General features: G+C 69.2%; 23 protein-coding genes, 1 tRNA gene and 1 pseudogene. 15 read left to right on the top strand and 10 right to left on the bottom strand.

The annotated features are described in order from the left end of the window. Positions 1-71: 71 nt before the first annotated feature. Complete coding sequence (gene radA / locus ACIWQI_RS04085) at positions 72-1,442, bottom strand: DNA repair protein RadA (RefSeq protein WP_396655834.1); 1,371 nt, start codon at positions 1,440-1,442, stop codon at positions 72-74. Between the two features lie 10 nt (positions 1,443-1,452). Next, positions 1,453-2,262 carry a hypothetical protein gene (locus ACIWQI_RS04080; protein ID WP_396655833.1) on the bottom strand — a complete coding sequence of 270 codons (810 nt, stop codon included), beginning with the start codon at positions 2,260-2,262 and terminating at the stop codon, positions 1,453-1,455. A gap of 138 nt (positions 2,263-2,400) precedes the next feature. Between ACIWQI_RS04080 and ACIWQI_RS04075 the strand changes: the two genes are divergently transcribed. Then, positions 2,401-2,491: transfer RNA gene (locus ACIWQI_RS04075), tRNA-Ser, on the top strand. A gap of 418 nt (positions 2,492-2,909) precedes the next feature. Here the strand turns inward: ACIWQI_RS04075 and ACIWQI_RS04070 are convergent. Further along, positions 2,910-3,959, bottom strand: coding sequence for an IS110 family transposase (locus ACIWQI_RS04070; protein ID WP_396655832.1), 1,050 nt, complete (start codon positions 3,957-3,959; stop codon positions 2,910-2,912). Between the two features lie 268 nt (positions 3,960-4,227). Continuing rightward, positions 4,228-4,713, bottom strand: a pseudogene (locus tag ACIWQI_RS04065) (transposase); the annotation flags it as partial. 20 nt (positions 4,714-4,733) lie between these two features. Here ACIWQI_RS04065 and ACIWQI_RS04060 point away from each other — a divergent pair. Then, positions 4,734-5,042: a helix-turn-helix domain-containing protein gene (locus ACIWQI_RS04060; protein ID WP_396655831.1), complete on the top strand. Its 309-nt coding sequence runs from the start codon at positions 4,734-4,736 to the stop codon at positions 5,040-5,042. 422 nt (positions 5,043-5,464) lie between these two features. On the opposite strand, the gene ACIWQI_RS04055 is transcribed toward ACIWQI_RS04060, so the two are convergent. Beyond that, positions 5,465-6,679 carry a Fic family protein gene (locus ACIWQI_RS04055; protein ID WP_396655830.1) on the bottom strand — a complete coding sequence of 405 codons (1,215 nt, stop codon included), beginning with the start codon at positions 6,677-6,679 and terminating at the stop codon, positions 5,465-5,467. 916 nt (positions 6,680-7,595) lie between these two features. Between ACIWQI_RS04055 and ACIWQI_RS04050 the strand changes: the two genes are divergently transcribed. Beyond that, the gene (locus ACIWQI_RS04050; protein ID WP_396655829.1) at positions 7,596-9,047 is read left to right on the top strand and encodes an APC family permease; all 1,452 of its coding nucleotides are present in this window, start codon (positions 7,596-7,598) and stop codon (positions 9,045-9,047) included. After that, positions 9,044-9,676: a DUF1989 domain-containing protein gene (locus ACIWQI_RS04045; RefSeq protein WP_396655828.1), complete on the top strand. Its 633-nt coding sequence runs from the start codon at positions 9,044-9,046 to the stop codon at positions 9,674-9,676. The genes ACIWQI_RS04050 and ACIWQI_RS04045 overlap by 4 nt, the downstream gene beginning before the upstream one ends. A 27-nt stretch (positions 9,677-9,703) precedes the next feature. Here the strand turns inward: ACIWQI_RS04045 and ACIWQI_RS04040 are convergent, their stop codons facing one another. Then, positions 9,704-10,633, bottom strand: a complete 930-nt coding sequence (locus ACIWQI_RS04040) for a LysR substrate-binding domain-containing protein (RefSeq protein ID WP_396655827.1) — start codon at positions 10,631-10,633, stop codon at positions 9,704-9,706. Between the two features lie 66 nt (positions 10,634-10,699). Continuing rightward, a complete protein-coding gene (locus ACIWQI_RS04035; RefSeq protein WP_396655826.1) occupies positions 10,700-11,503 on the bottom strand; it encodes a FadR/GntR family transcriptional regulator in 804 nt (267 codons plus the stop codon). A 201-nt stretch (positions 11,504-11,704) separates the two neighbouring features. Between ACIWQI_RS04035 and ACIWQI_RS04030 the strand changes: the two genes are divergently transcribed. Genes ACIWQI_RS04030 through ACIWQI_RS03990 form a run of 9 tightly spaced genes read left to right on the top strand, consistent with a single transcriptional unit; the run spans position 11,705 to position 21,727 of the window. Then, positions 11,705-12,739 (top strand): sugar ABC transporter substrate-binding protein, encoded by a 1,035-nt coding sequence (locus tag ACIWQI_RS04030; RefSeq protein WP_396655825.1) that lies wholly within the window; start codon positions 11,705-11,707, stop codon positions 12,737-12,739. A 3-nt stretch (positions 12,740-12,742) separates the two neighbouring features. Further along, entirely contained in the window at positions 12,743-14,254 is a 1,512-nt protein-coding gene (locus ACIWQI_RS04025) for a sugar ABC transporter ATP-binding protein (RefSeq protein WP_396655824.1), read from the top strand. Continuing rightward, positions 14,251-15,258, top strand: a complete 1,008-nt coding sequence (locus ACIWQI_RS04020; protein WP_396655823.1) for an ABC transporter permease — start codon at positions 14,251-14,253, stop codon at positions 15,256-15,258. Before ACIWQI_RS04025 ends, ACIWQI_RS04020 begins: the two co-directional genes overlap by 4 nt. 44 nt (positions 15,259-15,302) lie before the next feature. Continuing rightward, a complete protein-coding gene (locus tag ACIWQI_RS04015; protein WP_396655822.1) occupies positions 15,303-16,049 on the top strand; it encodes an aspartate/glutamate racemase family protein in 747 nt (248 codons plus the stop codon). A gap of 31 nt (positions 16,050-16,080) precedes the next feature. Then, entirely contained in the window at positions 16,081-17,646 is a 1,566-nt protein-coding gene (locus ACIWQI_RS04010; protein ID WP_396655821.1) for a hydantoinase/oxoprolinase N-terminal domain-containing protein, read from the top strand. Beyond that, the gene (locus tag ACIWQI_RS04005) at positions 17,630-18,751 is read left to right on the top strand and encodes a DUF917 domain-containing protein (protein ID WP_396655819.1); all 1,122 of its coding nucleotides are present in this window, start codon (positions 17,630-17,632) and stop codon (positions 18,749-18,751) included. Before ACIWQI_RS04010 ends, ACIWQI_RS04005 begins: the two co-directional genes overlap by 17 nt. After that, complete coding sequence (locus ACIWQI_RS04000; RefSeq protein ID WP_396655818.1) at positions 18,748-19,509, top strand: SDR family NAD(P)-dependent oxidoreductase; 762 nt, start codon at positions 18,748-18,750, stop codon at positions 19,507-19,509. Before ACIWQI_RS04005 ends, ACIWQI_RS04000 begins: the two co-directional genes overlap by 4 nt. Continuing rightward, positions 19,506-20,723 (top strand): aminotransferase class I/II-fold pyridoxal phosphate-dependent enzyme, encoded by a 1,218-nt coding sequence (locus ACIWQI_RS03995; RefSeq protein ID WP_396655817.1) that lies wholly within the window; start codon positions 19,506-19,508, stop codon positions 20,721-20,723. Before ACIWQI_RS04000 ends, ACIWQI_RS03995 begins: the two co-directional genes overlap by 4 nt. Further along, a complete protein-coding gene (locus ACIWQI_RS03990; protein WP_396655816.1) occupies positions 20,720-21,727 on the top strand; it encodes an alpha/beta hydrolase in 1,008 nt (335 codons plus the stop codon). Before ACIWQI_RS03995 ends, ACIWQI_RS03990 begins: the two co-directional genes overlap by 4 nt. Before the next feature lie 17 nt (positions 21,728-21,744). Here the strand turns inward: ACIWQI_RS03990 and ACIWQI_RS03985 are convergent, their stop codons facing one another. Further along, on the bottom strand, positions 21,745-22,239 hold the full coding sequence (locus tag ACIWQI_RS03985) for a hypothetical protein (RefSeq protein WP_396655815.1): 495 nt from the start codon (positions 22,237-22,239) through the stop codon (positions 21,745-21,747). A gap of 212 nt (positions 22,240-22,451) precedes the next feature. Between ACIWQI_RS03985 and nhaA the strand changes: the two genes are divergently transcribed. Both nhaA and ACIWQI_RS03975 read left to right on the top strand, forming a co-directional pair. Further along, positions 22,452-23,801 carry a Na+/H+ antiporter NhaA gene (gene nhaA, locus ACIWQI_RS03980; RefSeq protein WP_396655814.1) on the top strand — a complete coding sequence of 450 codons (1,350 nt, stop codon included), beginning with the start codon at positions 22,452-22,454 and terminating at the stop codon, positions 23,799-23,801. A 99-nt stretch (positions 23,802-23,900) separates the two neighbouring features. Continuing rightward, on the top strand, positions 23,901-24,077 hold the full coding sequence (locus ACIWQI_RS03975) for a hypothetical protein (RefSeq protein WP_396655813.1): 177 nt from the start codon (positions 23,901-23,903) through the stop codon (positions 24,075-24,077). Positions 24,078-24,170: 93 nt separating this feature from the next. On the opposite strand, the gene ACIWQI_RS03970 is transcribed toward ACIWQI_RS03975, so the two are convergent. Together ACIWQI_RS03970 and ACIWQI_RS03965 are read right to left on the bottom strand one after the other, a co-directional pair. Next, complete coding sequence (locus ACIWQI_RS03970) at positions 24,171-24,860, bottom strand: ABC transporter ATP-binding protein (protein ID WP_396655812.1); 690 nt, start codon at positions 24,858-24,860, stop codon at positions 24,171-24,173. Further along, positions 24,857-25,999 carry an ABC transporter permease gene (locus tag ACIWQI_RS03965; protein ID WP_396655811.1) on the bottom strand — a complete coding sequence of 381 codons (1,143 nt, stop codon included), beginning with the start codon at positions 25,997-25,999 and terminating at the stop codon, positions 24,857-24,859. Before ACIWQI_RS03965 ends, ACIWQI_RS03970 begins: the two co-directional genes overlap by 4 nt. Positions 26,000-26,036 lie beyond the last annotated feature (37 nt).

Raw genomic sequence — 26,036 nt, 5'->3', positions numbered from 1 at the left:
GTGTCTTGAGGGAAACCTGATTCTTCCTTTAGCTGGCTGTGATCTTGGACCCGGTTCAGAACCGGGTCGGGTCAGAAGTCGGGCGCACCGTCGCCGGGGCGCGGGGCCGCGGCGCCGACCCCTCCGGCGACCGCGAGCAGGGCGTCGCGCAGCGTTTCGGAGAACGAGTCGATCAGAGAACGGTAACCCAGCCGCTCCGCCTCGCTGCGGCGCTGCAGCGCCTGGGTGACGGGGCGGATCTCGCCGGCGAGAGTCAGCTCGCCCACGGCGGCGGTACCGGGAGCGGGAGCCAGATCGCGTACGGCACCGGCGACCGCGATGGCGATCGCGAGGTCGGCGGCCGGCTCGACCAGGCGCACGCCGCCCACCGTCGACACGTACACGTCATGATCGGAGACGCGGATGCCGGCCCGTCGCTCGAGCACCGCGAGCACCATGGCCACGCGGGCCGGGTCGACGCCGCTGACCACCCGCCGCGGGTTGGGTCCGCCGTTCTTGATCGTGAGCGCCTGCACCTCGACGGGCAGTGCACGCCGACCTTCGAGGGCGATCGTCACGCAGGTGCCCGCGACCGCGGCCCCGCCGCCGAGGAAGAGCGCGCTGGGATCGGGCACCTCGTCGATTCCGGTGCCGGTCATGTCGAAGCATCCCACCTCGTCGGTGGGGCCGAACCGGTTCTTCAGCGCGCGCACGAATCGCAGCGACGTCTGCCGGTCGCCCTCGAAGTGGCAGACGACGTCGACCAGATGCTCGAGGATGCGGGGGCCGGCGATCGAGCCGTCCTTCGTGACGTGACCGACGATGATCACCGGCAGCTCGCGCTCCTTCGCGAGCCGGATGAGCACCGACGCCACCTCGCGCACCTGGCTGGGGTGTCCGGCGATCCCCTCGGACTGCGCGGACGAGACGGTCTGCACCGAGTCGACGATGAGCAGGTCCGGCTCGACCTGGTCGACGTGCCCGAGGATCGTGGCCAGGTCCGTCTCGCTGGCCAGGAACAGCTCGTCGTGCAGGGCGCCGGTGCGCTCGGCGCGCAGCCGCACCTGCGCCGTGGACTCCTCGGCGCTCGCGTAGAGCACGCGGCGGCCGGCGAGCGCACTGTGCGCGGCGACCTCGAGCAGGAGCGTCGACTTGCCGACACCCGGCTCGCCGCTGAGCAGGATGGCGGCGCCGGGAACGAGCCCGCCCCCGAGCACACGGTCGAACTCGCCGACGCCGGTCGTCCGCCGCGTCGTCTCGTTCGTGTCGAAGGTGGTGATCGGCCGCGCGGCCCGCGAGCCGCCGGGGGTGACGGGCTCGACACGGCGGACGATGCCGGTCTGCTCGGATGCCTCGACCACGGTGCCCCACTGCTGGCACTCGCCGCATCGGCCCACCCAGCGCAGGGCCGTCCAGCCGCACTCGGTGCACCGGAAGGGGGCGGTGGGTCTGCGAGCGGCCATGCCCCTCAGGTTACGGTCGCGCGCCGACATCCATCGCATCGGCGGGGCCGTCGAGGCCTGAGAACGGCTCGACGATTCCCTGCGCCGAGAACACGCGTCGCCGCTCTTCGAGGCGCCGGCGCACCTCCTCTTCGGCGGCTGTCGCCGTCTCGGGATCGATCGGCGCGGAGGGCGACCGCGGGGACGCGCCGTTGGCCTCGGCGTACGCCTGGAGCTCGGCGCCGGACTCCCACGATGTGATGAGGCAGTAGCGCGGCTTCTCGCCGCGGTGCCAGACAGCGTGCCAGAGGCGCTCGGTGTCGACGATGAGCCGCGTGCCGGCCGGGAGCGGGATCCGCACCTCCGTTGCCGGGTCGAACCGGTCTTCGCGCAGGATGAACACCGAGTCGGTGTCGTCGGTGAGGTTCAGCATCCCGCGCACGATCCACCCCGTGCCGGGCGGATTGAGACGGTTGTTGTCGTCGCGGTGCAGGTTGTAGATCGCGTCGGCGTAGGTGTTGGGCCGAAGCTCGATGACCCGGCAGCGCCCGATGTTCGCCCCGGGCTCTGCGGCGGCGGCCGTCAGGGTCGGCGCCTTGGCGACCTGCTCGGGCACCCACACGCCGTCCTTGTCCGGTCGCGGCGGCGTGTGGTTCCAGAACGCGTTGCACTCGATCTCGCCGGCATAGCTGGCCAGCGGCGCGAAGCGCGTGATGCCGGAGGAGCGCCACGGCGTGTATTCGAGGTCGAGCCACTCCGCGGCATCCACCCTCTGCTCGGAGGGGCGGAGCACGGCGTACCCGGTCTCGTCGAGGATCGGGGCGGTGATGTGGTTCGACACGCACGCCTCCTCTCGCTCCGGCTCAGCCTAATCGGCGGGATGCCGGAGGTCGCGGCCGCTCTCGATCACCGGTGGAGGCGGCTGCCGGGCGTGGTGGGGATTGGCGACACCCCCGTCGGGTGCCGTACACTTTTTCGCGGTGACGTGTCCGAGCGGCCGAAGGTGCGACTCTCGAAAAGTCGTGTAGGGTGACCCCCTACCGTGGGTTCAAATCCCACCGTCACCGCCAGCGTCGAAGCCCCGAGAGCCCTTGGAAACACTGGGATCGCGGGGCTTCTGCTTTGCCTCGGAAGGGGCTCGTGCCCACATTTTGCCCACATTTGAAATGGAACGAGGGCGTGTGATGTCTCAGGACATCGGTGACTGTGAGTCTTGAGGTGGCTGGTCCGGGACCGGCTGCTGAAGGATGGCGTTGGCCGGCTGCGACTGCTGTGACCCAATAGGTGACTGACCTGCGTGAGCGGTGTCCTCGAACTGAATTGTCCGGCGGAAGCAGGTCGGCCAGCGCCATCCCGGCCCACCTCGGTGACCTGATCAGAAGCTTGTCCAGCCCCGCCTTGGCGAGGCTGTGACTCATCACAGTCCTGCCCCGAAGTGATTCCTACCCGGGCTGGCACTGGCCGTGGTCAAGTCCCCTCTCTCCTATGTCAAGCGGCGAGGGGCATGACGGTCGGTTCAAGCGTTGTCGCGTCGGCGAGGAGTGCCCGATAGATGACGTCGGAGAGTCTCCGTTTGAGTGAGCGGATGGCCTCCTTCCGGGTTGCTTCGCTCTCCAGGCGGTGGGCGATGTAGTCGCGGGCGGGGCCGAACGAGCGGGCTTGGGTGACGGCGATCCGGTGGATCGCCGCGTTGAGTTGCCGGTTGCCAGCGCGGCTGAGTCGGTGTCGGTCGCGGTTTCCGGACCAGACCGGCGTGGGCGCGGTGCCGTTGTGCTTCGCGAACGCGTGTCGACTGCGGAACCGGCTAATGCCCGCGACCTCGCCGATGATCTTGGCCGCGTTGATCGCGGCGACACCATAGGTCTGGCGCAGGGTCGGCGCGACGTCGGCGGTGCGGTCGTCCAGCTCAGATTCCAGCGCGTTGATCTCGACAGTGAGAGCGCGGATCCGCTCAACGATGCTCACCGATATCCGTGCGACGACCGCGTCGATCGCGTGCAACCTCTCCTCGATCTGACGGAGGTGCTTCATCGTGCTGAAGGCACCCTTCTTGGGGTCCCAGGCAGGGTCGATTTCGTGGAGGTGCCAGCGGAGTCGGTTGATTTGCCGGGTCCGTTCGGCCGTCAGATCCTCGCGATGATCCACCAGCAGGCGGATCTCACGAGCCGCAGGGTCAAGCTGCGCGGTGGGCAGGCTTGGTTCCCGTAGCGCGGCGCGAGCCACCGCCAACGCATCGATCGGGTCGGACTTGCCGTAGGTGCGGGCCGCGTCACGGGCGTGCGCCATGAGCTTCGGTGGCACGCGCACGAGCTTCTCGCCGGCCGCGAGCATGTCGCGCTCCAGACGACGGGACAGGTGTCGGCAGTCCTCCACCGCCCAAGACCGTTCGGCACCGAATTGGTCTGCCCATCGCATCAGATCAAGGTGATCTGCGCTGGTGGTCGCAGTCGTCGTCTTGACGCCCAGCTGCCTGCCGAGATCATCGACCGCGACGACGGTGTGAGTGCGTTTGTGAGCATCGATTCCAAGCATGATCATGGATATGCCGCCTTCCATCCGAGAGTGGGAACGGTGAAGGGGGCCGGCCCGGAGGGCAAACCTCAGTTGGGGCGTCGCCACGCTCCTATCAAGCCACGCCGGTCGGTCCCGACCATGCTCCCGACCGCAAGACGGGACCCGGCCACCGCGGACGGGGCATGGCGTGGTTGAGCGAGCCAGGAGCACGACCATCAGCATTGCCGACGAGCACCAGACTCACACTGAGTGGTGTGGTGTCACTCCGGTTGCTTCCTGTGATGGGTGATGGTCAGGCGGTGAGGTAGAGCTCGGGGCGTGGCGCTTCGGTGTGGTCGCGGAGGGTGTGGACGAGCTTGCGCATGGAGATGTCGGAGAAGTAGCGGCGTTCGCCGTAGGTCCATTCCTCGTGCTGCTCTTGCAGCACGGCGCCGATGAGACGGGTCACGCTGTCGCGGTCAGGGAAGATCTGCACGACGTCGGCGCGGCGTTTGATCTCTCGGTTGAGGCGCTCGATCGGGTTGTTGGACCAGACTTTTTGCCAGTGCTCACGCGGCAGGGCCGCGAAGCCGGTGAGGTCGGGCTCGGCGGCCTCGAGCATCGCGCTGATCTCGGGGAACGATGAGCGCAGGCTGTCGATCACGGCCTTGTATTGCGCGAGCACTGCTTCGGGGGTGGTCTGCGCGAAGATCGTGGAGATCAGCGCGTTGACGGGCTTGGAGCGTGCCGAGCCGAGGCGCGAAGGCGTTGACGAGCTATGCGTTCTATTACATAATTGAGGCCAAGGAAGGAGTCGGGATGGCGAAGAGCTTCGAGCACCTCGTCGCGGGAGCCAAGGAGAAGTGGACCGAAGACGAGCGGCGGGTTCACGATGCCACCGCGCGCGTGTTCGAGTTGGAGATGGCGGCTCGTGCCGAGCTTGGTGAGCAGTTGCATGCCGCCCGCAAGGCGAAGGCGTTGAGTCAACCGGCGCTGTCGGCTGTCACCGGTGTGCAGCAGTCCGAGATCAGCCGGATCGAGTCCGGTGCGGGCAACCCCACCGTCGCGACGCTGAGCAAGCTCGCTGACGCACTCGATCTCAAGCTCACGCTGACACCCCAACACTGAGAATACGTGGCAACGCCGTGGCAACAACTGAACCAAATCGAACCCGATCCTTCTGATCGAGACAGCTCATCGAGCTGAGTGAATCCGGGCGAAACGCGGGTTCGACACCCAGGCAGTACACCGGGCTCATGGGTTCAAATCCCACCGTCACCGCCATGTGATGTCTCGGGACATCGTGAACGGTTGAACCCCCGGTTTAGGGGGTTCAACCGTTTTGCGTTGGGAGCTGTTGTCGCGCGTCGGGCTCGATGCGGGCCTGCGCGATCGGGGTTCGAAAGCCTCGTCTCCCTCGTCGAGCCACCGGTGGTGCAACTTGTGGACCAGGGTCTTGGAGACCCCGTAACGTCAGGCCACTTCACCGTATGACAGCACGAACCTGCTGGTTCCGTCCGGTGTCTTCTCCCAGATCCATTCGACGACCATCAACTGTCGTTCCCTTCGTGCATGGCCGCCTGGATTCGGCGGTCGAGATCGTCGAGCTCCGCCATCACCTCGGATGCCGCCCAGACGCGGTTTTTCTTGCGGCCGGTGATCTCCTCGATGAAACCGGCGTCGACGAGTTGGTCGATCGCACGGTAGGCGGCCGTGGTGGAGGCGGCGACGGCTTCGATGTCGTCGGTCCGCATGACGGGGTGGTCGTAGAACGCCTGGATGAGGGCGGCCGCAGCGGATCCCGCACGCGGCTTCAGCTCGGCTGCCCACTCCTCGGGCATCGCCTTCAAGCGGGCGATGGTGTCGCGGGAGCATTCGGCGGCCGCGCGGGCGGACTGGGCGAACAGGCGGATGAGCGGGGCCGGGTCGCCTTGGCGGTAGAGGCCGAGCGCGGCGAAGTAGTCGTCGCGCCTTGCGAGCAGGCCGCTGGCGAGGGGAATGACGGCGTTACGTGTAACGCGCCGGCGACGCAGTACGGCGGCGACGAGGGCGCGGCCGATGCGGCCATTGCCGTCGGTGAAGGCATGGATGGACTCGAACTGGGCGTGACCGATCGCGGCCTGCGTCATCACGGGAACGTCGTCCCGGTCAAGGTAGGCGATCAGGTCGTCCATGAGTTCTTCGACTCGCTCGGGCGCAGGGGGGACGTGGAGGGCGTTGCGCGGGGAGTGGTCGCTGCCGCCGATCCAGTTCTGCATGTCGCGCAGTCGTCCGGCGTAGTCGGCTTCCGTGGGATCGTCGGCCATGAGCGCACGGTGGGCGCTCTTGAGCGAGTCGAGGTCGAAGTGTCCGGTCTCGCCGACGGTGGTGATCAGCTCGTGGAGGGCCGCGGAGGCGGCGACCATGCTGGTGGCGGACGCGTTGCTCTTGTTGCCCGCGAGGGCCTTGGCGTAGTCGCGGGCGGACGCGTTGATCCGTTCGATCTTGGACGACGCGGCGGACTCGGAGCGGACCATGAAGCGGCTCAGGGCGGCAGAGTGACCCTCGGCGTCCGTGTCGGCCTGGGCGACCGCGAGCAACGCATTCTCCGTATCGAGCATCACCGGAAGCGGCGGCATGTAGTCGAGCTCGCGGATGAACGGCGGGACGGTCGCATCGACGGAGCGCATCATCCGGTCCTCGCGGATGCCGCCGCGGACCTGCTGCTGCCATGGCAGGGTTTCGACGCCGTGGGGCGGCCAGGAGGAGACGCGATCGTCGATCATAACTGCAAGTTTACTCACCCTGATTCCCACTTGGATTATCTAAGTGGGAATTTGAGAGAGATTTCCCCGGTTTCGCGTCGGAATGAGGGCACCCGTCCGAGCTTCAAAAAACCGAAGGCACCTGTGCCTCGCACGCGTGCCACTTCTGGACAAGGTATCTGCCCTCGCCGCTGCATGTGGCGCACAGCCTCGGTGACTTCCTCTTGTGACTTCGGCCCGCCGAGTTTGGCGTGCGTCGCGGGAGCGCCTCGAGCCTGGGTGCCCGTTCTTCGTGTCTGCAAGTTCGGCTTCGACTGCTTCATCTATGGTGTCTCCTCCTACCCGTCCATGCTGCTGTCCTTGTACCTGCGGCTCGCTAAAGTCGGCGGCAGGCAAGGAACCGCGCGGTGACCTCCGTCCGCGGGGCGACCCAGATGCGGTCGTGACGGGCTGCGGTCTGCTGCACGAGAGTGCCCGGACAGTGAGATGTCCTTGTTCACGCAGTCTTCGACCGCGGGATCGAAGTCCTGCGCGGCTGACGCCGCGCGGCTGGACAGACGAGCGCGCCGCGCTCGAGATCTTGCGTCCGAGCGTTCGCGCACGCCGATCGCCGAGTTTGTCAGGGGAACTTGAGAAGATCCGAACGACAGCCAGCATCGCCGACCGGCTTCCCAAGCACTCGTGAACGCGCCACATCAAGGCGAAACTCGGTGGGTCGTCGCCAACGGCAGTCCGACGCAAGGGTTTGAATTCCACCGTCACCGCCACGAGAATCCCTGCTTGTCAGGGATTCTCTTGTTTTGTGCTCAGCGTTGCGGCGCGGGTCCTGCTTCGTCGGAGAGGATGCCGCGGAGGGGCGACAGCGATAGGCCGCTCCTATCACCCGATAGGGCATCCGATCTCGTCGGCGGCCGCACCGTGGGCGATGATGTCGGCCATGGCTCAACTTCCCCCTGCGACGAAGACGTTGCGACCGAACTCGATCGGTCTCGCAGCGATCGTCTTCCTCATCATCGCCACAGTCGCCCCCATGTCCGGAACGATCGGCGCACTGCCGCTCGCGTTCGGGCTCGGCACAGGATCCGGAACTGCGACCGCGTTCGCCATCGTCGCCGTCGTGCTGATCCTGTTCACGGTCGGGTACATGGCGATGAGTCGCCACATCCAGAGTGCCGGCGGCTTCTACGTGTACATCGGAAAGGGCCTCGGTCTGCGGATGGGCCGCGCCGCCGGGTACGTGGCGTTCTTCTCCTACAACGTCTTCCAGATCGCCATCTGGGGTACGTTCGGCTTCTTCTGCAACATCTTCACGGCGGAGTACTTCGGGTTCGAGCTGCCCTGGATCATCTGGGTGCTGGCGGGCATCGCGGTCATGGGGATCCTCGGCTACTTCGACATCGACGTGAGCGCCAAGGTGCTCGGTGTCGCCGTGGTCCTCGAGGTCGCGATCATCCTCGCGATGAACTTCGCCATCGCGTTCCAGGGGGGCGCGAAGGGGCTCAGCCTCGAACCCTTCTCGGTGGGCGCGTTCCTGGAGGGCGCGCCCGCCATCGGCCTGATGTTCGCGTTCCTGCTGTTCATCGGGTTCGAGGCGACCGCGATCTACGCGGAGGAGGCGCGTGAGCCGCGCAAGACGATCCCGCGCGCTGCCATCGTCGCGGTCCTCATCATCGCGGCCTTCTACATGTTCACGTCGTGGTCGCTGGCGATGGCCTGGGGAGTCGACGACGCGGCCGCAGTCGCCCTCGAGGATCCCGGGAACTTCGTCTTCGGCGCCGCCGCGGCATACCTCGGCGAGTGGAGCGTCGCGGTGATGCTCATCCTCTTCATCGTGAGCACCTTCGCCACCAACCTGGGGTTCCACAACGCGATCGCCCGCTACCAGTTCTCGCTCGCTCGCGACGGCTGGGCGCCGAGCGCACTGGAACGGGTGCACCCGCGGCACCGGTCGCCGTACATCGCGTCGATGGTGCAGACCGCGATCGCAGCCGTCGTCGTCCTGATCTTCTTCTTCGCCGGCGCGCACCCCTACTACGACATGTTCACGTGGCTGATCTCGCTGGGTGGCCTCGGGCTCATCAGCCTGATGGCGATCACGTCCGCCGCGGTCATCGCCTACTTCCTGCGCACCCGGCGTGAGACCAACCCTTGGGTGACGATCGTCGCTCCGGCGCTGGCGGCGCTCGCGCTCGCCGCCGAGGCGGTGCTGCTGGTCGCGAACTGGGGGCTGCAGACGATGGATGCCGGCGGGCTCGTGCCGTATCTGCCATGGCTGCTGCTCATCGCCGCACTGATCGGCTTCGTCTGGAAGAAGGCGCGTCGCCCCGACTGGGCGGCTGACGAGCCGCCGGCGCATGAGCCCATCGACGAGAGTGAGCTGACGAAATGACGAGGGAGGGCGTCGAAGCGACACCGACCGAGACGATCGAGATCCCCCCGGCATCCGGACGAGCCGTGACGCTCGCGAAGGGCGACCGCCTGCGCGTGGTCGATGTCGAAGGCAGCCAGGTCGCGGACGTCGTCGCCTTCGCCGCCGACGGCGAGCGCGAGGCGTTCTCGCAGAGCTTCACGCGCATCCTGCTCGACAGGGTGGACGTCCGGGTCGGAGACAGCCTGCTCACCGCCGCCGGCGAACCGCTGCTCACGGTGGTGGACGACACCGTGGGGGTCCACGACATCCTCTTCGGCCCGTGCAATCAGATGCTGTACGAGCGGGTGTTCGGCGTGAGCGGCAAGACCGGATGCCGGGAGCATCTGGCGGAGGCACTCGAACCGTACGGCATCGGTCATGAACGGGTGACCGATCCGTTCAACGCGTTCATGAACACCCGGATCGGAGACGACAACCGGATGACGATCCTCCCTCCCACCAGCCGCGCCGGCGATCACGTCGATCTGCGCGCGGATCGGGACGTGATCGTCGCGGTGTCGGCCTGTGCTGCGGACGTGAACGACTGCAACGCAGGCGTGCTCACCGGCATCCGACTCGAGATCTTCCGGGACGGCACGAAACCCTGAGGCCGGGCCACGGCGTGGGCGCCGTGGTCAGGGTCCGGGCATGCCGGGGCGGACCGCGCCGGGGACGACCGCGTGATGCTCGTGCGCGACGCGGTCGGCGACCTGGCAGAACGCCTGCACGAGCGGCCGGGTCTCGTTCGCGCGGCGGGCGACGGCGACCGACGAGTACGTCGCGTCCTCGACCGGCACGAACGCGACGCCGGGATGCCGGTGGTACCGGGTGACGGTGGCCGGGACCGTGTCGACCACATCGAGGTAGGCGACCGCCGACAGGCCTTCCGCAATCGACTGCATCTCTGCTTTCGCCCGCCGCGTCGCGGCCGAGCTCTCGCCGTAGGCCCAGAAGCTCCGCCACGGTCCCGGCGTTCCGGTCCCGGCGAGCACGAACGGCAGGCCCACCAGGTCCTTCACGGCGACGCTCGGTGCGTCGGCGAGCTCGTTCCGCACCGAGACGGCGGCGAAGCGCGGCTCGGTGAACAGCACATCGAAGTCGATGTCGTCGCTCTCGCACAGCGGGTGGACGATCGCGACGTCCACGATCCCGTTGCGCAGCTCGTCGAACTGCCGGGTCATCGAAAGCTCGTGGAAGGCCATCTCGACCCGAGGGAACATCGACCGGTACGCGTCGATGAGCAGCGGCGTGATCTCGCCCGCCCCCGCACCGAACATGCCGACCCGGAGCACGCCCTCGTTGCCTTCCGCGATCGACCGCATGTCCTCTTCGAGCACGCGCAGTCCGCTGAGCAGTCCTCGCGCGTGCTCCAGGAACGTCTCACCGGCGGCGGTGGGGGTGGTTCCGGACGGACTGCGTTCGAAGAGGGCCACGCCCAGAGCACGTTCCAGGGCGGCGATCTGCTGGCTGAAGGCAGGCTGTGTGATGTACGCTGCGCGGGCTGCCTTGCCGAAGTGACGGTGTTCGTCGAGCAGCACCGCGTAGCGGAGCTGACGGATCTCCATGGCCAGAGCCTACCGTCGCCGCGCGCCGGTGGACTCGACCGGCCGCCGGCGCACCGTCCGCAGCGATCACTCCCGCGTCGCCGACGCCGACACCTCGCCCTCGCGCTCATCGCGGGGGATGAGGAACTCGGGCAGCCGGCGGACGTAGGTGCTTCTGAAGCTGCGTTCCCACGCCACCTCGAGCTCTCGGATGTGCTCCTCCATCACCTCCTCGATGAGGTCGTGATCGGCCTTCATGATCGCCAGCAGCGTCCGCTCATGGATGTCGATCACCCACGAGGGGACGTCGTGCTGGTGCTGGACCAGGTCGCGCGCGAACTCGAGGCGACCCTGCAGCGTGTTCATCAGGGCGATGACCGTGGAGTTGTGCGTGGCACCCGCCATGCGCGTGTGGAAGTGGACGTCCTGCACCGTGAACCGGTCGGGCTCCCGCTCGTAGGTGCCGTCTTCCAGCATCCGGCGCTGCGTGTCGATCGTCGCCTGCATCCGCTCGAAGTCGCGCTGCTCGGCGTTGGCGGCGGCCAGGTGCGCGACGCGGGGTTCGAAGAGCCGCCGCGCCTCGAGCACGCTGCGCACCTCGTCCACGCGCACGTCCACCTTCGAGCGCAGCAGCTCGCGGGGGAGGTGGGTCGAGCGCACGTAGATCCCGGGCTGGCTGCTCTTGCGGATCTCGAGCACCTCGAGATCGACGAGGACCTTGATCGCCTCTCGGAGAGTCGGACGGCTGATGCCCATCGCCGTGGCGAGCTCGCGCTCGCTGGGGATGTGGTCGCCGACGTCGAGTTCGCCGAGGCGGATGCCGCTGACGATCTCGTCGATCACCCGCTCGAATGTGCGGATGGGAGGGATGCGACTGATCTGGTGCGTCATCCCGGTTCCTTCTCTTCGCGGTCGAGCGGCTCGAAAGCCATGATCCTCCTCGCCTCACCGGAAGCGAAAGGGCCCACTGGTAAGAAAAACATACCACTTTCGGAAAAAAGATTGACAGATCGGGTCTGCTCCGTCCATATTTGCCCAGTATGGGATCGGGAGTTCCCGGCCCCACGACGAAGTGGAGGCATAGCCGTGACGATGATCAGACGAGGCGTCGCCGTCGGTGTCGCAGCATTCGCAGGTGCTGTGCTCGCCGGCTGCGCGGCAGGCGGGGGCACTGCACCGACGACGGAACCGGGGGGTGACACCGAGGTCGTCCAGATCGCCTTCTTCAACCCCGTCGCCGCGAATGCGGCCACGCAGGCGAATCAGGCCGGAGTCGAGGCGGCGGCCGAAGAGCTCGGCGCCGAGGTGACGGTGTTCGACGCCGGGTTCGACCAGGCGAAGCAGATCAGTCAGATGGAGGATGCCATCGCGACGGGCCGGTACGACGCGTTCGTCGTGATGCCGGTCAACGGGGCGGCGCTCGTGGGCGTGACCGAGGACGCGGTCGATGCCGGGATCACCGTCGTCGCGGACTGGAACAACATCGGGCCCGATCTGGGAAGCATCGAACCCCAGGTCGACGGTGTGGTCACGGTCGTGGCTCAGAGCATGGCCAGCCAGGGCACCCTGCTCGGCGAGGCCACGGTCGCCGCATGTGAGGATATCGACCCCTGCCTGGTGGTCTACATGCCAGGCAGCTTCTCGCAGGGATCCGAGCAGCTCCGCCTGGACGCCGCGCTCGCGGTCACCGAGAAGCATCCGAACATCACCGTGCAGACCTCCGCCGATGGCGAGTACTCGGCCGGTCCCGCGGAGGCTGCGATGACCGATGTGCTGCTCGCGCTTCCCGAGGTGGACGTCGTGGTGAGCCCGGGAGACCAGATGACCATCGGGATCGTCCAGGCCATCGACGCCGCGGGCAAGTCCGACGACATCGCGATCATCTCGGCCGGTGCCACCAAGGAGGGCATCCAGCTCGTCCGCGACGGCGTCATCCAGGCCAACATCGTGCTGCTGCCCTGGTCGGAGGGATACCACGCCGCGAGCTACGCCATCAAGGCCGTGCGCGGTGAGACGGTACCGGCGAGCGTCGACTCCTCGTCGCTGTCGCCGTTCGGTCCCGTCGCAACCCTGGAGACCCTGTCCTCTCCCGAGGGCGCGGACTTCGTCGGCGAGTACAGCGGATAGCCGATGGTTCCGACGGATGTGCATGTCGAGCTGCGAGGCATCGGGAAGCGCTTCGGAGCCATCGAGGCCCTCAGCGGGATCGACCTGACGATCGAGCGTGGCCGGATCCACGCGCTGGTCGGCGAGAACGGCGCCGGCAAGTCCACGCTGGGGCGGCTGATCGCGGGCGTCCACGCTCCGGACGCGGGCACCATGACGGTCGACGGGCGGGCGGTCTCGTACCGCTCGCCCGGCGGGGCCCTCGCCGACGGCATCACGATCATCGCCCAGGAGCTCTCGCTCGTGCCGCAGCTGTCCGTCGTGGAGAACGTCTTCCTCGGCAACTCGATCGCGCGCGCGGGAATCGTGGACCGCCGGGCGCAGCGGGAGAAGTTCGATGCGCTGTGCGAATCCGCTGGATTCTCGCTCGACCCGCACGCACGTGCCGGGTCGCTGCGGGTCGCCGAGCAGCAGAAGCTCGAGATCCTGCGAGCCCTGGCCCGCGGCGCGAACCTGATCGTGATGGACGAGCCGACCGCCGCGCTGAGCACCGAGCAGGCGGACCGTCTGCTCGAGGTCGTCCGTGGGCTCCGCCGCAACGGGACCACCGTCGTGTTCGTCTCCCACTTCCTCGACCAGGTGCTCTCGATCGCCGACACCGTCACGGTCCTGCGCGACGGGCGCCTCGTGCGCACCTCGCCCGCGCAGGAAGAGACGGTGCCCTCGCTGGTGACGAGCATGCTCGATCGGACGCTGGACGACGTGTTCCCCGAGCGTCTCACCGTCGATGAGACCGCACCCCCTGTCCTCTCGGTGCGGGGGCTCAGCCGCGGGGACGCGGTGCGGGACGTCTCGCTCGAGGTGCGCGCCGGCGAGATCGTCGGCGTGGCAGGTCTGGTGGGATCCGGTCGCACCGAATTGCTCCGCACGATCTTCGGGGCGGAACCGGCCGATTCCGGGATCATCGAGGTCGCCGGCAAGGAGGTTCGGGTGGCGCGGCCGGGCGATGCCATGCGCGCCGGGATCGCGATGCTGCCCGAGTCGCGCAAGGACGACGGCCTTCTGGTCGGGGCTTCCATCCGGCGCAACATCGTGCTGCCCAACCTCTCGTTCCTCAGCCGCGCCGGCTGGATGACGGCGCGCGGCGAGTCGCGGGCCTCGCGCGGCGCGGCATCCCGGGTCGACATCCGCGGCGCGTCGCTCGACCAGCCCGTATCGGCGCTGTCGGGGGGCAACCAGCAGAAGACGATGTTCGCGAAGTGGCTGGTGCGGCGGCCCGCCGTCCTGATGGTCGACGAGCCGACCCGAGGAGTCGACGTCGGCGCGAAGCGCACCATCTACGAACTGATCCGCTCACTGGCCGCCGAGGGGATGGGCGTTCTCATGGTCTCCTCCGAGATCGAGGAGATCCAGGGCCTGTCGAACCGGGTCTATGTGATGCGCAGCGGCCGGATCGCGGGTGAGTTCGCGGCCGACGCGATGGATGAGAGCGTGCTCCTGCACACGGCGTTCGGAGCAGAAGGAGTGGCAGCATGACAGCAACCGACACCCTCGTGCGCGAGACCGGCGAGCCGGCGGCGCCCGTGACCACCAGGACCGGGATGCAGCGCCTGGTCACCTCGCTCTCGCTGCGCAACTTCGGGATCGTCTACGGGTTCGTCGCGCTCATCATCTTCCTCAGCATCGCCAGCCCGGTCTTCTTCAGCGCCCAGAACATCGGGAACCTGCTGTTCCAGTCGACGGCGATCGGCCTCATCGCCGTCGCCGGAACGCTGCTGCTGATCTCCGGCGGATTCGACCTGTCGGTCGGGGCGACCTTCGCCCTCGCCGGGGTCGTCGCCGCCCAATGCGCCGCGACGCTGCCCATTCCGCTCGCACTGGGTGCGGGCGTCCTCGTCGGCGCTTTCGTCGGACTGCTCAACGGGCTCGTGACGACCTTCGGGCGGATCAACCCGCTGGTGGCGACTCTCGCGTCATCCATCGTCATCGGCGGCGTCGCCTTCGCGCTGACTGGCGGATACCTCGTCTCCGTCGCCGACCCCGCCTTCCAGGCGCTCGGTCGCGGCGAGGTCGGCGGCATCCGGTTCCAGACCATCATCTGGCTCTCGTTCGCCCTGATCTGCGGGCTCGTGCTCGCGTTCACGACCTTCGGGCGCCACATCTACGCCTCGGGCGGCAATCCGGACGCCGCGAGGCTCTCCGGGATCAAGGTCGGCCTCGTGCGCACCGTCACGTACACGCTCTCCGGCTTCGCGGCGGGGCTCGCCGGCGTGCTGGCCGCGTCGCAGGTGTCGACCGGGCAGGCCGACACCGGTGCCACGCTCGCTCTGAGCGCGATCGCCGCGATCGTCGTCGGGGGAACGTCGATCTGGGGCGGCGAGGGCGCGGTGTGGCGGACCGTCCTGGGCGTGCTGCTCCTCGCGCTCATCGGCAACGGGTTCAACCTGCTGCAGGTGCCACCCACCTACCAGGACATCCTCAAGGGGCTGATAATCCTCGGCGCCGTCGCCGTGGATGCCTGGACGCGACGGCGCACGTGAGCCGCGGCATCCGACCCCATCCACCGTCGAGTCAGGAGACATCCATGCGCATCCACATCGTGGCCCCGATCACGACACCGGGCCTGTCCCGGGTCGAGGACTTCACCGACTACGCCGCGCCGGGAACCGAGGTGAGCGTCTCGATCCTGCAGGACGGACCGGCCTCGATCGAGTCGCAGTTCGACGAGGCGATCGCGGTCCCGGAGGTGCTGCGCGGCGTGCTCGACGCGCAGGAGTCCGGAGCGGACGCCGTCATCATCGACTGCATGGGCGACCCCGGGCTCGGCGCCGCCCGCGAGATCGCGCGCATTCCGGTATTCGGACCCGGTCAGACCTCGATGCATGTCGCCGCGCTGATGGCGCTGAACTTCTCGATCCTGACCACGGGCGCATCCGTCGAGGGCATCTTCCACGATCTGGTGCGCCGATACGGGATGACCGACCAGGTCAACTCCATCCGCACGGTCGACGTCCCCGTCCTGGAGCTGGGTGCCGAAGAGCTGCTGCGGGAGCGACTGCAGCGGCAGGCGGAACTCGCACACGACGAGGACGGCGCCCACGCGATCATCCTCGGCTGCACGGGGATGCGCGGCTGGGCGCGCATGCTGCAGGACCACCTCGCCGCCACCGGTCGCACCCCCATCCCGGTCATCGACCCGATCGCCGCGACCTTCTCGGTCGCACAGGCGCTGGCGGGCATCGGGCTCGCGCCCTCGGTGCGCAGCTACCCGTCGCCCCCGCGCAAGCCCGTGGCCGGCTTCGAAGAGCTGATGGCGGTGATGGGCCGGTGACGACACGGACGGGGATGACGAGGACGCAGCCATGAGGATCGGCATCGATGTCGGGGGCACGAACACGGACGGTGTTCTCCTGGACGACGGCGTCGTCCTCGCGAAGACCAAGAGTCCGACCACCGAGGACATCACCTCCGGCATCAGGGCGGTGCTCGCGGAGCTGCTCCGCGCTCGGGGGGCTCTCCCCGAGGACGTCACCGCCGTCATGATCGGCACGACGCATTTCACCAACGCCTTCGTGCACGGCGACGGACTGTGCCCGGTGGGTGTGATCCGCCTCGGGCTGCCGGCCACCCAGGCCGTTCCGCCCATGGCGGACTGGCCGGACGAGGTGCGGGACAGACTCCGCACCCGCGTGTTCCTGTGTCACGGGGGCGTCGAGTTCGACGGCAGGCCGATCGCCGGGGTCGTCGAGGAGGAGATCAGGGATGCCGCGGCGCAGCTGATGGCCGACGGCATCCGCTCGATCGCGGTCAGTGCCGTGCACTCTCCGATCGATCCTCGCCACGAGCGACGCGTGGCGGAGATCCTCGCGGAGGCGATGCCCGAGGCGATGGTCAGCCTGTCGCACGAGGTGGGGCGGGTGGGCCTGCTGGAACGCGAGAACGCCACGATCGTCAATGCCGCGCTGCGGCCGCTCGCCCAGAAGGTCGCACGCGGGTTCGCGGCGGCGGTGGCGGACTCCGAGCTGGAGTGCCCGGTGTACGTGAGCCAGAACGACGGCACTCTCGCGACCATGGAGTACATCGAGAGCCATCCGGTGGCCACGTTCACCTCGGGCCCCACGAACTCCATGCGGGGAGCGGCCTTCCTGTCTGCGCTCACCGACGCGATCATCGTCGACATCGGCGGCACGACGACCGACATCGGCGTCATCCGCGGCGGCTTCCCCCAGGAGAGCGGCAGTGAGGCCCTCGTCGGCGGGGTGCGCACGAACTTCCGGCTCCCCGACGTCCTCTCGCTCGGCATCGGCGGCGGCAGCCTCGTCCGCCCGGGAGCCGCCCCGGCGGTCGGCCCCGGCAGTGTCGGATACCGCCTCCGTGATCGCGCCCTCGTCTTCGGCGGAGACACGCTGACGGCCACCGACGTCGCCGTCGCGGGCGGCCGCGCCGACGTCGGTGAGCGTGCCCTCGTCGGGGACCTCGGTGCGGCCGAGGCCCGCGCCATCCTGGATCACATCGACCACGCGATCGCCGACGCCGCCGATCGGATGCGCACCAGCGCCGCACCCCTGCCGGTCGTGATCGTCGGCGGCGGGAGCATCCTGCTCGGCGACAGTCTGCCCGGCGTGGCCGAGGTGCACCGGCCGCCGCACTTCGAGGTCGCCAACGCCGTCGGCGCCGCGATCGCGCAGGTCGGCGGCACGTGCGAGCGCATCCTGTCGCTCGCACGCATCTCCCGGGACGAGGCGATCGCGCAGGTCACCGCCGCCGCGACGGAACAGGCGGTCGCTGCGGGAGCGGACCCCGACACGGTGCAGATCGTCGATGTCGAGGAAGTGGCGATGGCCTATCTGCCCGACGCCCAGACCAGATTCAAGGCCCGCGCAGTGGGCACGATCGCGCCGGAGGTGGCTCATGCGCTGCATCGATGAGACGGCGGTGGCCGACATCGCCGTGGGAGCGGCGATACTCGGGACCGGGGGCGGGGGAGACCCGCAGCTGGGGATGCTCATGGCACGCAGCGCCATCCGCGAGCACGGCCCGGTGCCGCTGCTGGATCCCGCCGAGGTGGATCCCGAGGGCTTCGTTGCCCCGATCGCGATGATGGGCGCCCCCGCGGTCGCCAAGGAGAAGCTTCCCTCGCTGCATCCCCTGCCGGCGATCGTCGAGGGCTTCGCCGCCGCGCACGGCCGGCCCGTCAGTCACGTCATGCCGGCGGAGATCGGGGGCATCGCCGCGCTCATCCCGATCGCCGCGGCCGCGGTGCTGCGGCTGCCGATGGTGGATGCGGACATGATGGGCCGCGCCTTCCCGCAGCTGCCGATGCTGCTCTCCTCCATCGCCGGCGTGCCGACCAGCCCTCTGGTGATGGGCGACGAGTGGGGCAGCACAGTGGTCTTCCGCGGGCGCGACGATCAGCACACGGAACGGCTCGCGCGCACGATGTGCGTGGAGATGGGCGCGTCCGCGCTGATGGCGCTGTCCGGGGTCGGGGGCTCGCGCCTGCGATCGGCAATCGTCGAGCACAGCGTCAGCCTGGCCGAGCGGCTCGGCCAGGCGGTCCGCGCCGCGCGCCGCGAGCACGCCGACCCGATCGACGCCGCCCTCGCGCTCATCGACGGGACGCGGCTGTTCGACGGCAAGGTGGTGGATGTCGAAACCCGCACCACCGGAGGCTTCACCCACCTCACCGCGACGATGCGCGGACTCGGCGCCGACGCCGATCAGGAGTGCGTCCTGCGAAGCCAGAACGAGCATCTCGTCGCGCTGATGCGCGACACCACGACTGCGGCACCCCCGCGCCTAGCCGCGGTGACGCCGGATCTCATCATGGTGTTCGACACCCGCTCGGGCGAGCCGGTGACCACCGAGCAGCTGCGCTTCGGAGCGCGGGTGACGGTGGCAGCCGCCCCCTGCGACCCGCGCTATCGCAGCGCGGACGCGCTGGCGGTGGTCGGCCCGGACGCGTTCGGCTACGACTTCGGCTACGTCCCGGTCGAGGACCTCACCGGCACGACCGTCGGGGTGCGGTCATGATGCCCGCGCCGGAGGTCGTCGACCCGCCCGTCGCCGGCGCCCCGCGAGTGGCGGTCGTCACCGGAGCGCGGGGGAACCTCGGGGCGGCGTGCGCCCGTGCCCTCCTGGAGGACGGATACCGGGTCGCCGCGGTGGATCTGTTCCCACCGGCGCCGGGCGACCACCCACCCCAGCTTGCGTGGTTCCGCGCCGACGTGACGGTGCCCGCGGACGTGACGCGATCACGCGAGCAGGTCGCGGAGAGATGGGGGCCGGTGGCGATCCTCGTCAACGCCGCCGGGGTCGCGCGCGCTTCGCGGTTCGCGCAGATCAGTCTGGACGAGTGGCGTCACGTCCTGGATGTCAGCCTGACCGGGTCGTTCCTGATGACCCAGGCGTTCCTGCCCGACATGCGCGCGGCGGGATTCGGCCGCGTCATCAACTTCTCCTCCACCGCCGGCAAGAACGTCTCGACTCTGGCCGGAGTGCACTACACCACGGCCAAGGCCGGGGTGCTCGGTCTGACCCGTGCTCTCGCCAAGGAGCTGGGTCCGTCCGGGATCACCGTCAACGCCGTGTGCCCGGGTCTGTTCGAGACCGAGATGGCACGGTCCCTGGCAGGAGACCTCGATCTCGACGCGTACGCCGGGTCGCTGCCGGTGCCCCGCCTCGGACAGCCGTGGGAGGTGGCGGCACTGGTCTCGTACCTGGTCAGCGACCGCGCGGGCTACGTCACCGGAGCCGCACTGGACATCAACGGCGGGGAGCTGATGACATGACGCTGGCACCGCACATCGCCCGGCAGCTGGACGAGGAATCGGCCGGCCGCGCCGCCCGCCGCCGGACCATCGAGGAGGTGCCGCTGGGCAGCAGGCAGGGGCCGCGCGTCGTCCTCCCCGACGGGCGCGACGTGCTGAATCTCTGCTCCAACGACTACCTCGGGCTCGCCGGCGACCCGCTCCTGCACGCGACCGTCGTCGCGGCTCAGGAGCGCTGGGGACTGGGCGCGGCGGCGGGGCGGATCATCTCCGGAACCTTCGCACCCCACGTCGCGCTCGAGGCGGAGCTCAGCGCATTCCTCGGAACGCCGGCGAGCATGCTCTTCACCTCCTGCTTCGACGCCAACGCCGGGCTGTTCGACGCTTTGGCCGGCCCGGAGGACCTCATCCTCTCCGACGCGCACAATCATGCGTCCATCATCGACGGCATCCGGCTCAGTCGCGCGCGGCGGGCGACCTACCCCAGCCGCGACCTGCGTGAACTGCGTCGGCTGCTCGAGGACGCCGGGGATGCGCGGCGCATCCTCATCGTGACCGACGGCGTCTTCTCGATGGACGGCGAGGTCGCGGACCTGCCTCGACTGTGCGACCTCGCCGACCGATTCGATGCGCTGCTGATCGTCGACGATTCGCACGGCGTCGGCGTGCTCGGCCCGCTGGGACAGGGGGCGATCTCCGGGTGCGGGGTCGAGGGGCGGGTGGACCTGATCACCGGGACATTCGGGAAGGCACTCGGCGGTCTGGGCGGATTCATCAGCGGACGCAGCGAGCTGATCGCAGCGCTGCGCCAGACGTCCCGGCCCTACCTCTTCTCGAACGCGCTTCCGCCGGCATACGCGGAGGGCGCGCGCCACGTCCTGAGGATGCTGCAGCGCGATGAGGCGCCCCTCACGCGCCTGCGGGAGAACGTCGCCCTCCTGCGGGAGGAGCTGCGCCGGTGCGGGGCGGAGGTCGCCGACGGACAGCATCCCATCATCCCGATCATCCTCGGCGACGAGGAAGTCGCGCGCGCGACCGCGTCCCGCCTGCGGGACGAGGGGATGCTGGTGGTGCCGCTGACCCACCCGGTGGTCGCGCGAGGACAGGCACGCCTGCGACTGCAGGTGTCGGCCGCGCACGATCCGGACGACCTGCGCTGGGCCGCTCGCGTGATCGGCGACGCGGTGCGTCGCGCGGCGGTCGGTCGGGTCGCCGACCTGGGGCGGGCGCGGTGACCGCGGCCCCCGGTCGCGCATCCGGCAAGGACCGGATCGGCCCTCCTCCACCGTTCGATCCGGACCTCCTCCCGGCCCTCACGGAGATCGGACGGGTGCTGCCCCCGGATGCGGTGACCGCGGAGTACATCCCGGAACTGCGCCGGGCCAACCCCGCCATCTCGGCGCCCGACGACGGCGAGCTGACGCGCGGAGGCCGCTTCGAGCTCGACCGCTCCGCCGCGCCGGGTGCGGACGGTGCACCGCAGGTTCCCCTGCTCATCTGCCGCCCGCGCGGCCGCAGCGCCCGCGCCGTGATCTGCTACCTGCACGGCGGCGGAATGGTCGCCGGCGACAGCCGCAACGGGATCGACGAGATCCTCGATTGGGCAGACGGGCTGGCGCTCGCGGTCGTGTCGCCGGACTACCGACTCGCGCCGGAGGCGCCGCATCCCGCGCCGGTCGAGGACTGCCACACCGCGATCCAGTGGACGATCGCCCGCACCGCCCTGCTCGGGTGCCCGTCGGGCCGGGTGATCGTCGCAGGCGCCAGTGCGGGGGGCGGCTTGGCGGCCGGGGCGGCGCTCATGGCTCGGGACCGTGGCATGCCGTCCGCAGCGGGCCTCATGCTCATGGCGCCGATGCTCGATGACCGGAACGACACGGCGTCCGCCCGCCAGATGGAGCGTCTCGGGGTGTGGGATCGGTCGTCGAACGAGACGGGATGGCGCGCGCTGCTCGGCGACGCTCAGGGTGGCGATGATGTGCCCGCGTACGCGGCTCCGGCGCGGGCCGGGAATCTGGGGAACCTGCCGCCGACGTTCGTCGACGTCGGCGCGGCGGAGACCTTCCGCGACGAGGCGGTGTCGTTCGCGCGGCGCATCTGGGCCGACGGCGGCGACGCGGAGCTGCACGTGTGGCCCGGCGCATTCCATGGCTTCACGGCCTACGCGCCGGAGGCGCCCGTGTCGCAGCGGGCCCGTGCCGCGCGCGTGGACTGGCTGGCGAGACTGCTCGCCCGGTGAGGGGCGGTACCCCGCAGTCAGTACGTCTGTTGCATCGCGGCTTCGTGGATGGTGTGCGCGGTGAGGTCCTCCCAGGGCAGGGCGGCGTCCCCGGCCGCACCGGGGCGGGTGCTGATCGCCTCCATGACGCGGTCGCGCAGCAGTTCACCGCTCTCGCAGCCCGTGACATCGAGCACGACGACGTCGACATACCGGCCACGCGACCGCTCGATCTCGGCGTGCGCCCGGCTGGCGGAGTGCGCCGCGGTGGCCAAGCACGCGCCCGAGGGCAGTCCCGCGCTCTGTGCGTAGGCGACGACGACGTGTACGACGGAGGGCCACGACTTGGCGTAGGTGTACGCATCACGGCACGCCTGCCGCAGTTCGCGCTTGGCAGCCATTCGCGATGGGGACTCACGCAAGTCGACGCCCCAGATCAGTGCGCGAGGCGATGTGGATGCGGGTGCTTGGCGGACGGCGAGCGGATGCAGGACGGTGAGGTCATCGCCGCGCACGAGGTAGGTGGCGTTCATCAGGTCGCCTTTCGGTCGGGTCATCGCGTTCTTGCCGCCGACCAGTCTTCCCGGCACACCTCGTCCGCATCGCGAACAGGTGTCGATCATACGCGGCTGCAGTCCGTTGCGGGGCCGCATCGCCGACTTCCGGTGCGGACGTCCCCGTAAGCTTGGGTGCGGTGCGTCGGGAAGTCTGGTCGACATCGTGACCGATCGACCCCGGAGACCGCATGGCACCCATCGACCGCAGTCCCGCCGCCGACGCCGTTCGCGACGGGGGGATCTTCCCCAGCCGCGGCAGCTACGCCGAGGCGCTGCGCATCGGCTCGTTGCTGCGCAAGGAGACCGTCGGCGGGGCTCTGCTCGTGCTGATGGCGGTCTCGGCGATCGTATGGGCGAACTCGCCCTGGGCGGCCGGATACTTCTGGCTGCGGGACCTGGAGGTCGGGTACGCGCCGTGGCACCTGCAGTTGAGCCTCGGCGCCTGGGCGGCCGACGGCCTCCTGGCGATCTTCTTCTTCCTGGTCGGCCTGGAACTGAAGCGCGAGTTCGTCGCGGGCGACCTCCGTCGCTTCCGCACCGCGATCGTGCCGATCACCGCGGCGGCCGGAGGCGTCGTCGTCCCCGCGCTGTTCTATACGGCCATCGCGGCGCAGGCGCCAGAGCTGCTGCGCGGGTGGGCGATCCCGACAGCCACGGACATCGCCTTCGCGGTGGCCGTGCTCGCGCTCATCGGATCACACCTGCCCGGGTCGCTCCGAATCTTCCTGCTCACCCTCGCCGTCGTCGACGACCTCATTGCGATCGTGATCATCGCGGTCTTCTACACGGAGACCATCGTCATCCCGCCGCTGCTGATCGGTCTCGCCGTGATCGCGCTCTATGGAACCCTTGCCCAGCTGTATCGGCGCTTCTTCCACCTCCGGCCCGCTGCCGCCTGGCTGATCCTCCTTCCCATCGGCATGGTCGCCTGGGCGTTCGTGCACGCCTCCGGGATCCACGCCACCATCGCCGGGGTGCTCCTCGGATTCACCATCCCGGTCCGGCACCGCCGACGCGACGAGGTCGACCCCGATGACGCGGGTCTGGCGGAAGTCTTCGAGCATCGGTTCCGGCCGCTGTCGGCGGGGTTCGCGGTCCCGGTGTTCGCCTTCTTCTCCGCCGGGGTCGCCGTCGGCGGGCCGGAGGGATTCATAGCGGCGCTGACCGACCCGGTGACCGTCGGCATCCTCGTCGGACTGGTCGTGGGCAAACCGGTGGGCATCCTCGCCGCCACCTGGATCACCACCCGCATCCGCGGCATCCGCCTCGCCCCGAGTCTGAGATGGGTGGATATCGCCGGAGTCGGACTCCTCGCCGGGATCGGCTTCACCGTCTCGCTGCTGGTCACCGAGCTCAGCTTCGCTGCGGCCGATCCTCACCAGGACCATGCGAAGGTGGCGATCCTTCTCGCCTCCGTCATCGCCGCTGCATTCGCCGCGATCCTGCTCGTCACCCGCAACCGCCGATACCGCAGGATCACCGTCGCAGAAAATGTGGATGCCGACGGCGACGGTGTCCCGGATGTCTACGAGTCGTGATCAGCTGTCGCAGTACAGTGGAAGCGGTGAGCCGGGAAGTCTGGTCGGCACGCGGGCACAGCGCAGCGCGACAAGACCCCGGGAGGCACCGTGTCAGACGTGACCACAGCGCTCATCACCGCCCTGGGCATGCTCGACACCACTGCGGGTCCTCCTGCGCTGGACACGTCGGCGGGCAAGCTCGCGCTTGTTGCTGCCCTGGCGATGGCAGGCGCGGTGGCAGTGGTGGCGGCGGCGATTCTGGTGTGGCTCCGCATGGATGGTCGTCGGCGCTGACGTGGCGGCGCGGGGATGCGTACTGGTTGCTGCCGAGGGGATGGCGACGGAACCCGGCCACACGCCGTCGACGCCGAGTGATCCGAGCCGCGGTCAGACCGCGAGGACCTGCTCGCTCAGGCGCCCGTCCACCATCTCGAGCACGCGGTCGCAGTGCTCGAGCACGTCGCGATCGTGCGTGACCATGACCACCGCGACGTCGGATTCGTGGGCGCGGTCGGCGAGGAGCTGAACCACCTCGTGACTGCGCCGCCGGTCGAGCGCCGCGGTCGGCTCATCGACCAGGAGCAGGCTCGGCGAATTGACGAGGGCACGGGCGATGCCGACGCGCTGGCGCTCGCCGCCGGACAGCTGTCCGGGACGGTGCTTGGCGCGGTGGGCCATCCCCACCGAGTCCAGGAGGTTCACGGTGTCGACGTGCCGGTTGCCGGCGAGACGGCCGGCGAGGCGCAGCTGGTCGGCTGCGGTGAGCGCGGGAAGGAGGTTGCCGGACTGGAACACGAAGCCGATGTTGCGCAGCCGGAACCGGCTGGCGGCACCCCGCGAGAGCCGTCCGAGGTCTGTGCCGTGCACGCGGACGGTGCCGCTGTCGGGACGCGACAGGGCCCCGGCGATCGCCAGGAGCGACGACTTCCCCGACCCCGAAGGCCCGACGATGGCGACGAACTCTCCGGGCATCACCGTCAGCGACACCTCGTCGAGCGCCCGCACCCGGGACTCGCCGTCACCGAGTTCGAGGACGGCATCCGTCACTTCCAGGCTGGGGACCGTGTGGTCGTTCATCGCTGGCCTCCCAGGGCGCGCAGGGGGTCGATGCGGGTGATGCGCAGCACGGCGATCGCCGCGCCCAGCATGCCGAGCAGGATGGTCAGGCCGGATGCCACGGCGACGGGGCCCCACTCGAGGTCGAAGGGCATGGCGGCGGGCATCGCGGCCCCCATGCCGACCCCGGCGGCGACGCCCAGCGCGGTGAAGCCGACGAGCAGGATGCCTGCCTGGGTGAGACTGTCGCGCACCAGGTAGCGACTGGAGGCACCTGTCGCCCGCAGCACGGCGAGGTCGTGGCTGCGCTGAATGGTCCAGACCATGAAGAAGGCTCCGACCACGAGGGCGCAGATCGCGTAGAGGAAGACCTGGATCATGCTGAGCGTGAGCGTCTCGGCCTCATAGCCCGGCGATGCGTTGAAGGCCTCGGTGAGGGTCATGGTGGTGGTGCCGGCCGCTGCGTCGATGGCCGCGACATCCGGGTCAGCCCCGTCCTCCGCGAGGATCGCGACGACGCTCGCGAACGGGAAGTCCATCGCGTCGAGCTGGTCGGCCGTCGGAGCGCCGGGCTCGGACATGCCGGCAGCCATGAGCCGCCAGGTGTCCACGGGCAGGTAGGCGACGTCGACGTGGCCGAAGGTGGACTGGCCCTGGGTGAATCCGATCACGGTCAGTTCGACATCCAGCCGGTCCAGGGTCACGACCGTCCCGATCTCGACTCCGGCGTCGCGCAGCGGCTCGGACACGATGATCCCGTCCACCCGGCCCAGCCGATCACCGGAGGAGACCTCAGGGGCGAGGAATCCGGCGGGCTCGACGCCGAAGAGGGTCAGATCGATCTGCGTGCCGTCGTCCGTCACGCCGTTGACGATGTTGACGCCCATCGGCTCGGCCGCGCCGACGGCGTCGGCGTCCTGCCAGGCGTGGAGCTGGTCGTCGTCGACGACGGAGCGGCTGAAGGCGTTGTCCTTCATCGTCCCCTCGTCGAACGCGAAGGCCGTGGCGGGCATGGCCTTCAGGCCGGAGACGCCGTCGTTGACAAGGCCTGAGGATAGGCCGGAGAGGAGCACGACGAGCACCGAGATCAGTGCGATCACGGTGCCCATCAGCGCGAAGCGGCCGCGCGCGAAGCGCAGCTCACGCAGAGCTAGGAACATGGGAGCTTTCGGTCCGGAGGTTTTGCCGACACACTGT

Source organism: Microbacterium sp. (assembly GCF_044508325.1).
Taxonomy (GTDB): domain Bacteria; phylum Actinomycetota; class Actinomycetes; order Actinomycetales; family Microbacteriaceae; genus Microbacterium.
The sequence above is the reverse complement of the archived record's forward strand: the minus strand, read 5'-3'. Positions and strand labels throughout refer to the sequence as shown.

Bases quoted from the DNA above. Each gene is read 5' to 3' on its own strand.
- ACIWQI_RS04005 (WP_396655819.1), top strand. From the start codon at position 17,630: ATGCGCTGCATCGATGAGACGGCGGTGGCCGACATCGCCGTGGGAGCG.
- ACIWQI_RS04050 (WP_396655829.1), top strand. From the start codon at position 7,596: ATGGCTCAACTTCCCCCTGCGACGAAGACGTTGCGACCGAACTCGATC.
- ACIWQI_RS04020 (WP_396655823.1), top strand. From the start codon at position 14,251: ATGACAGCAACCGACACCCTCGTGCGCGAGACCGGCGAGCCGGCGGCG.
- ACIWQI_RS04040 (WP_396655827.1), bottom strand. From the start codon at position 10,633: ATGGAGATCCGTCAGCTCCGCTACGCGGTGCTGCTCGACGAACACCGT.
- ACIWQI_RS04030 (WP_396655825.1), top strand. From the start codon at position 11,705: ATGATCAGACGAGGCGTCGCCGTCGGTGTCGCAGCATTCGCAGGTGCT.
- ACIWQI_RS03970 (WP_396655812.1), bottom strand. From the start codon at position 24,860: ATGAACGACCACACGGTCCCCAGCCTGGAAGTGACGGATGCCGTCCTC.
- ACIWQI_RS04035 (WP_396655826.1), bottom strand. From the start codon at position 11,503: ATGACGCACCAGATCAGTCGCATCCCTCCCATCCGCACATTCGAGCGG.
- ACIWQI_RS04025 (WP_396655824.1), top strand. From the start codon at position 12,743: ATGGTTCCGACGGATGTGCATGTCGAGCTGCGAGGCATCGGGAAGCGC.
- ACIWQI_RS03985 (WP_396655815.1), bottom strand. From the start codon at position 22,239: ATGAACGCCACCTACCTCGTGCGCGGCGATGACCTCACCGTCCTGCAT.
- ACIWQI_RS04000 (WP_396655818.1), top strand. From the start codon at position 18,748: ATGATGCCCGCGCCGGAGGTCGTCGACCCGCCCGTCGCCGGCGCCCCG.
- ACIWQI_RS04015 (WP_396655822.1), top strand. From the start codon at position 15,303: ATGCGCATCCACATCGTGGCCCCGATCACGACACCGGGCCTGTCCCGG.
- ACIWQI_RS04010 (WP_396655821.1), top strand. From the start codon at position 16,081: ATGAGGATCGGCATCGATGTCGGGGGCACGAACACGGACGGTGTTCTC.
- nhaA (WP_396655814.1), top strand. From the start codon at position 22,452: ATGGCACCCATCGACCGCAGTCCCGCCGCCGACGCCGTTCGCGACGGG.
- ACIWQI_RS03965 (WP_396655811.1), bottom strand. From the start codon at position 25,999: ATGTTCCTAGCTCTGCGTGAGCTGCGCTTCGCGCGCGGCCGCTTCGCG.
- ACIWQI_RS04070 (WP_396655832.1), bottom strand. From the start codon at position 3,959: ATGATCATGCTTGGAATCGATGCTCACAAACGCACTCACACCGTCGTC.
- ACIWQI_RS03995 (WP_396655817.1), top strand. From the start codon at position 19,506: ATGACGCTGGCACCGCACATCGCCCGGCAGCTGGACGAGGAATCGGCC.
- ACIWQI_RS04055 (WP_396655830.1), bottom strand. From the start codon at position 6,679: ATGATCGACGATCGCGTCTCCTCCTGGCCGCCCCACGGCGTCGAAACC.
- ACIWQI_RS04045 (WP_396655828.1), top strand. From the start codon at position 9,044: ATGACGAGGGAGGGCGTCGAAGCGACACCGACCGAGACGATCGAGATC.
- radA (WP_396655834.1), bottom strand. From the start codon at position 1,442: ATGGCCGCTCGCAGACCCACCGCCCCCTTCCGGTGCACCGAGTGCGGC.
- ACIWQI_RS04060 (WP_396655831.1), top strand. From the start codon at position 4,734: ATGGCGAAGAGCTTCGAGCACCTCGTCGCGGGAGCCAAGGAGAAGTGG.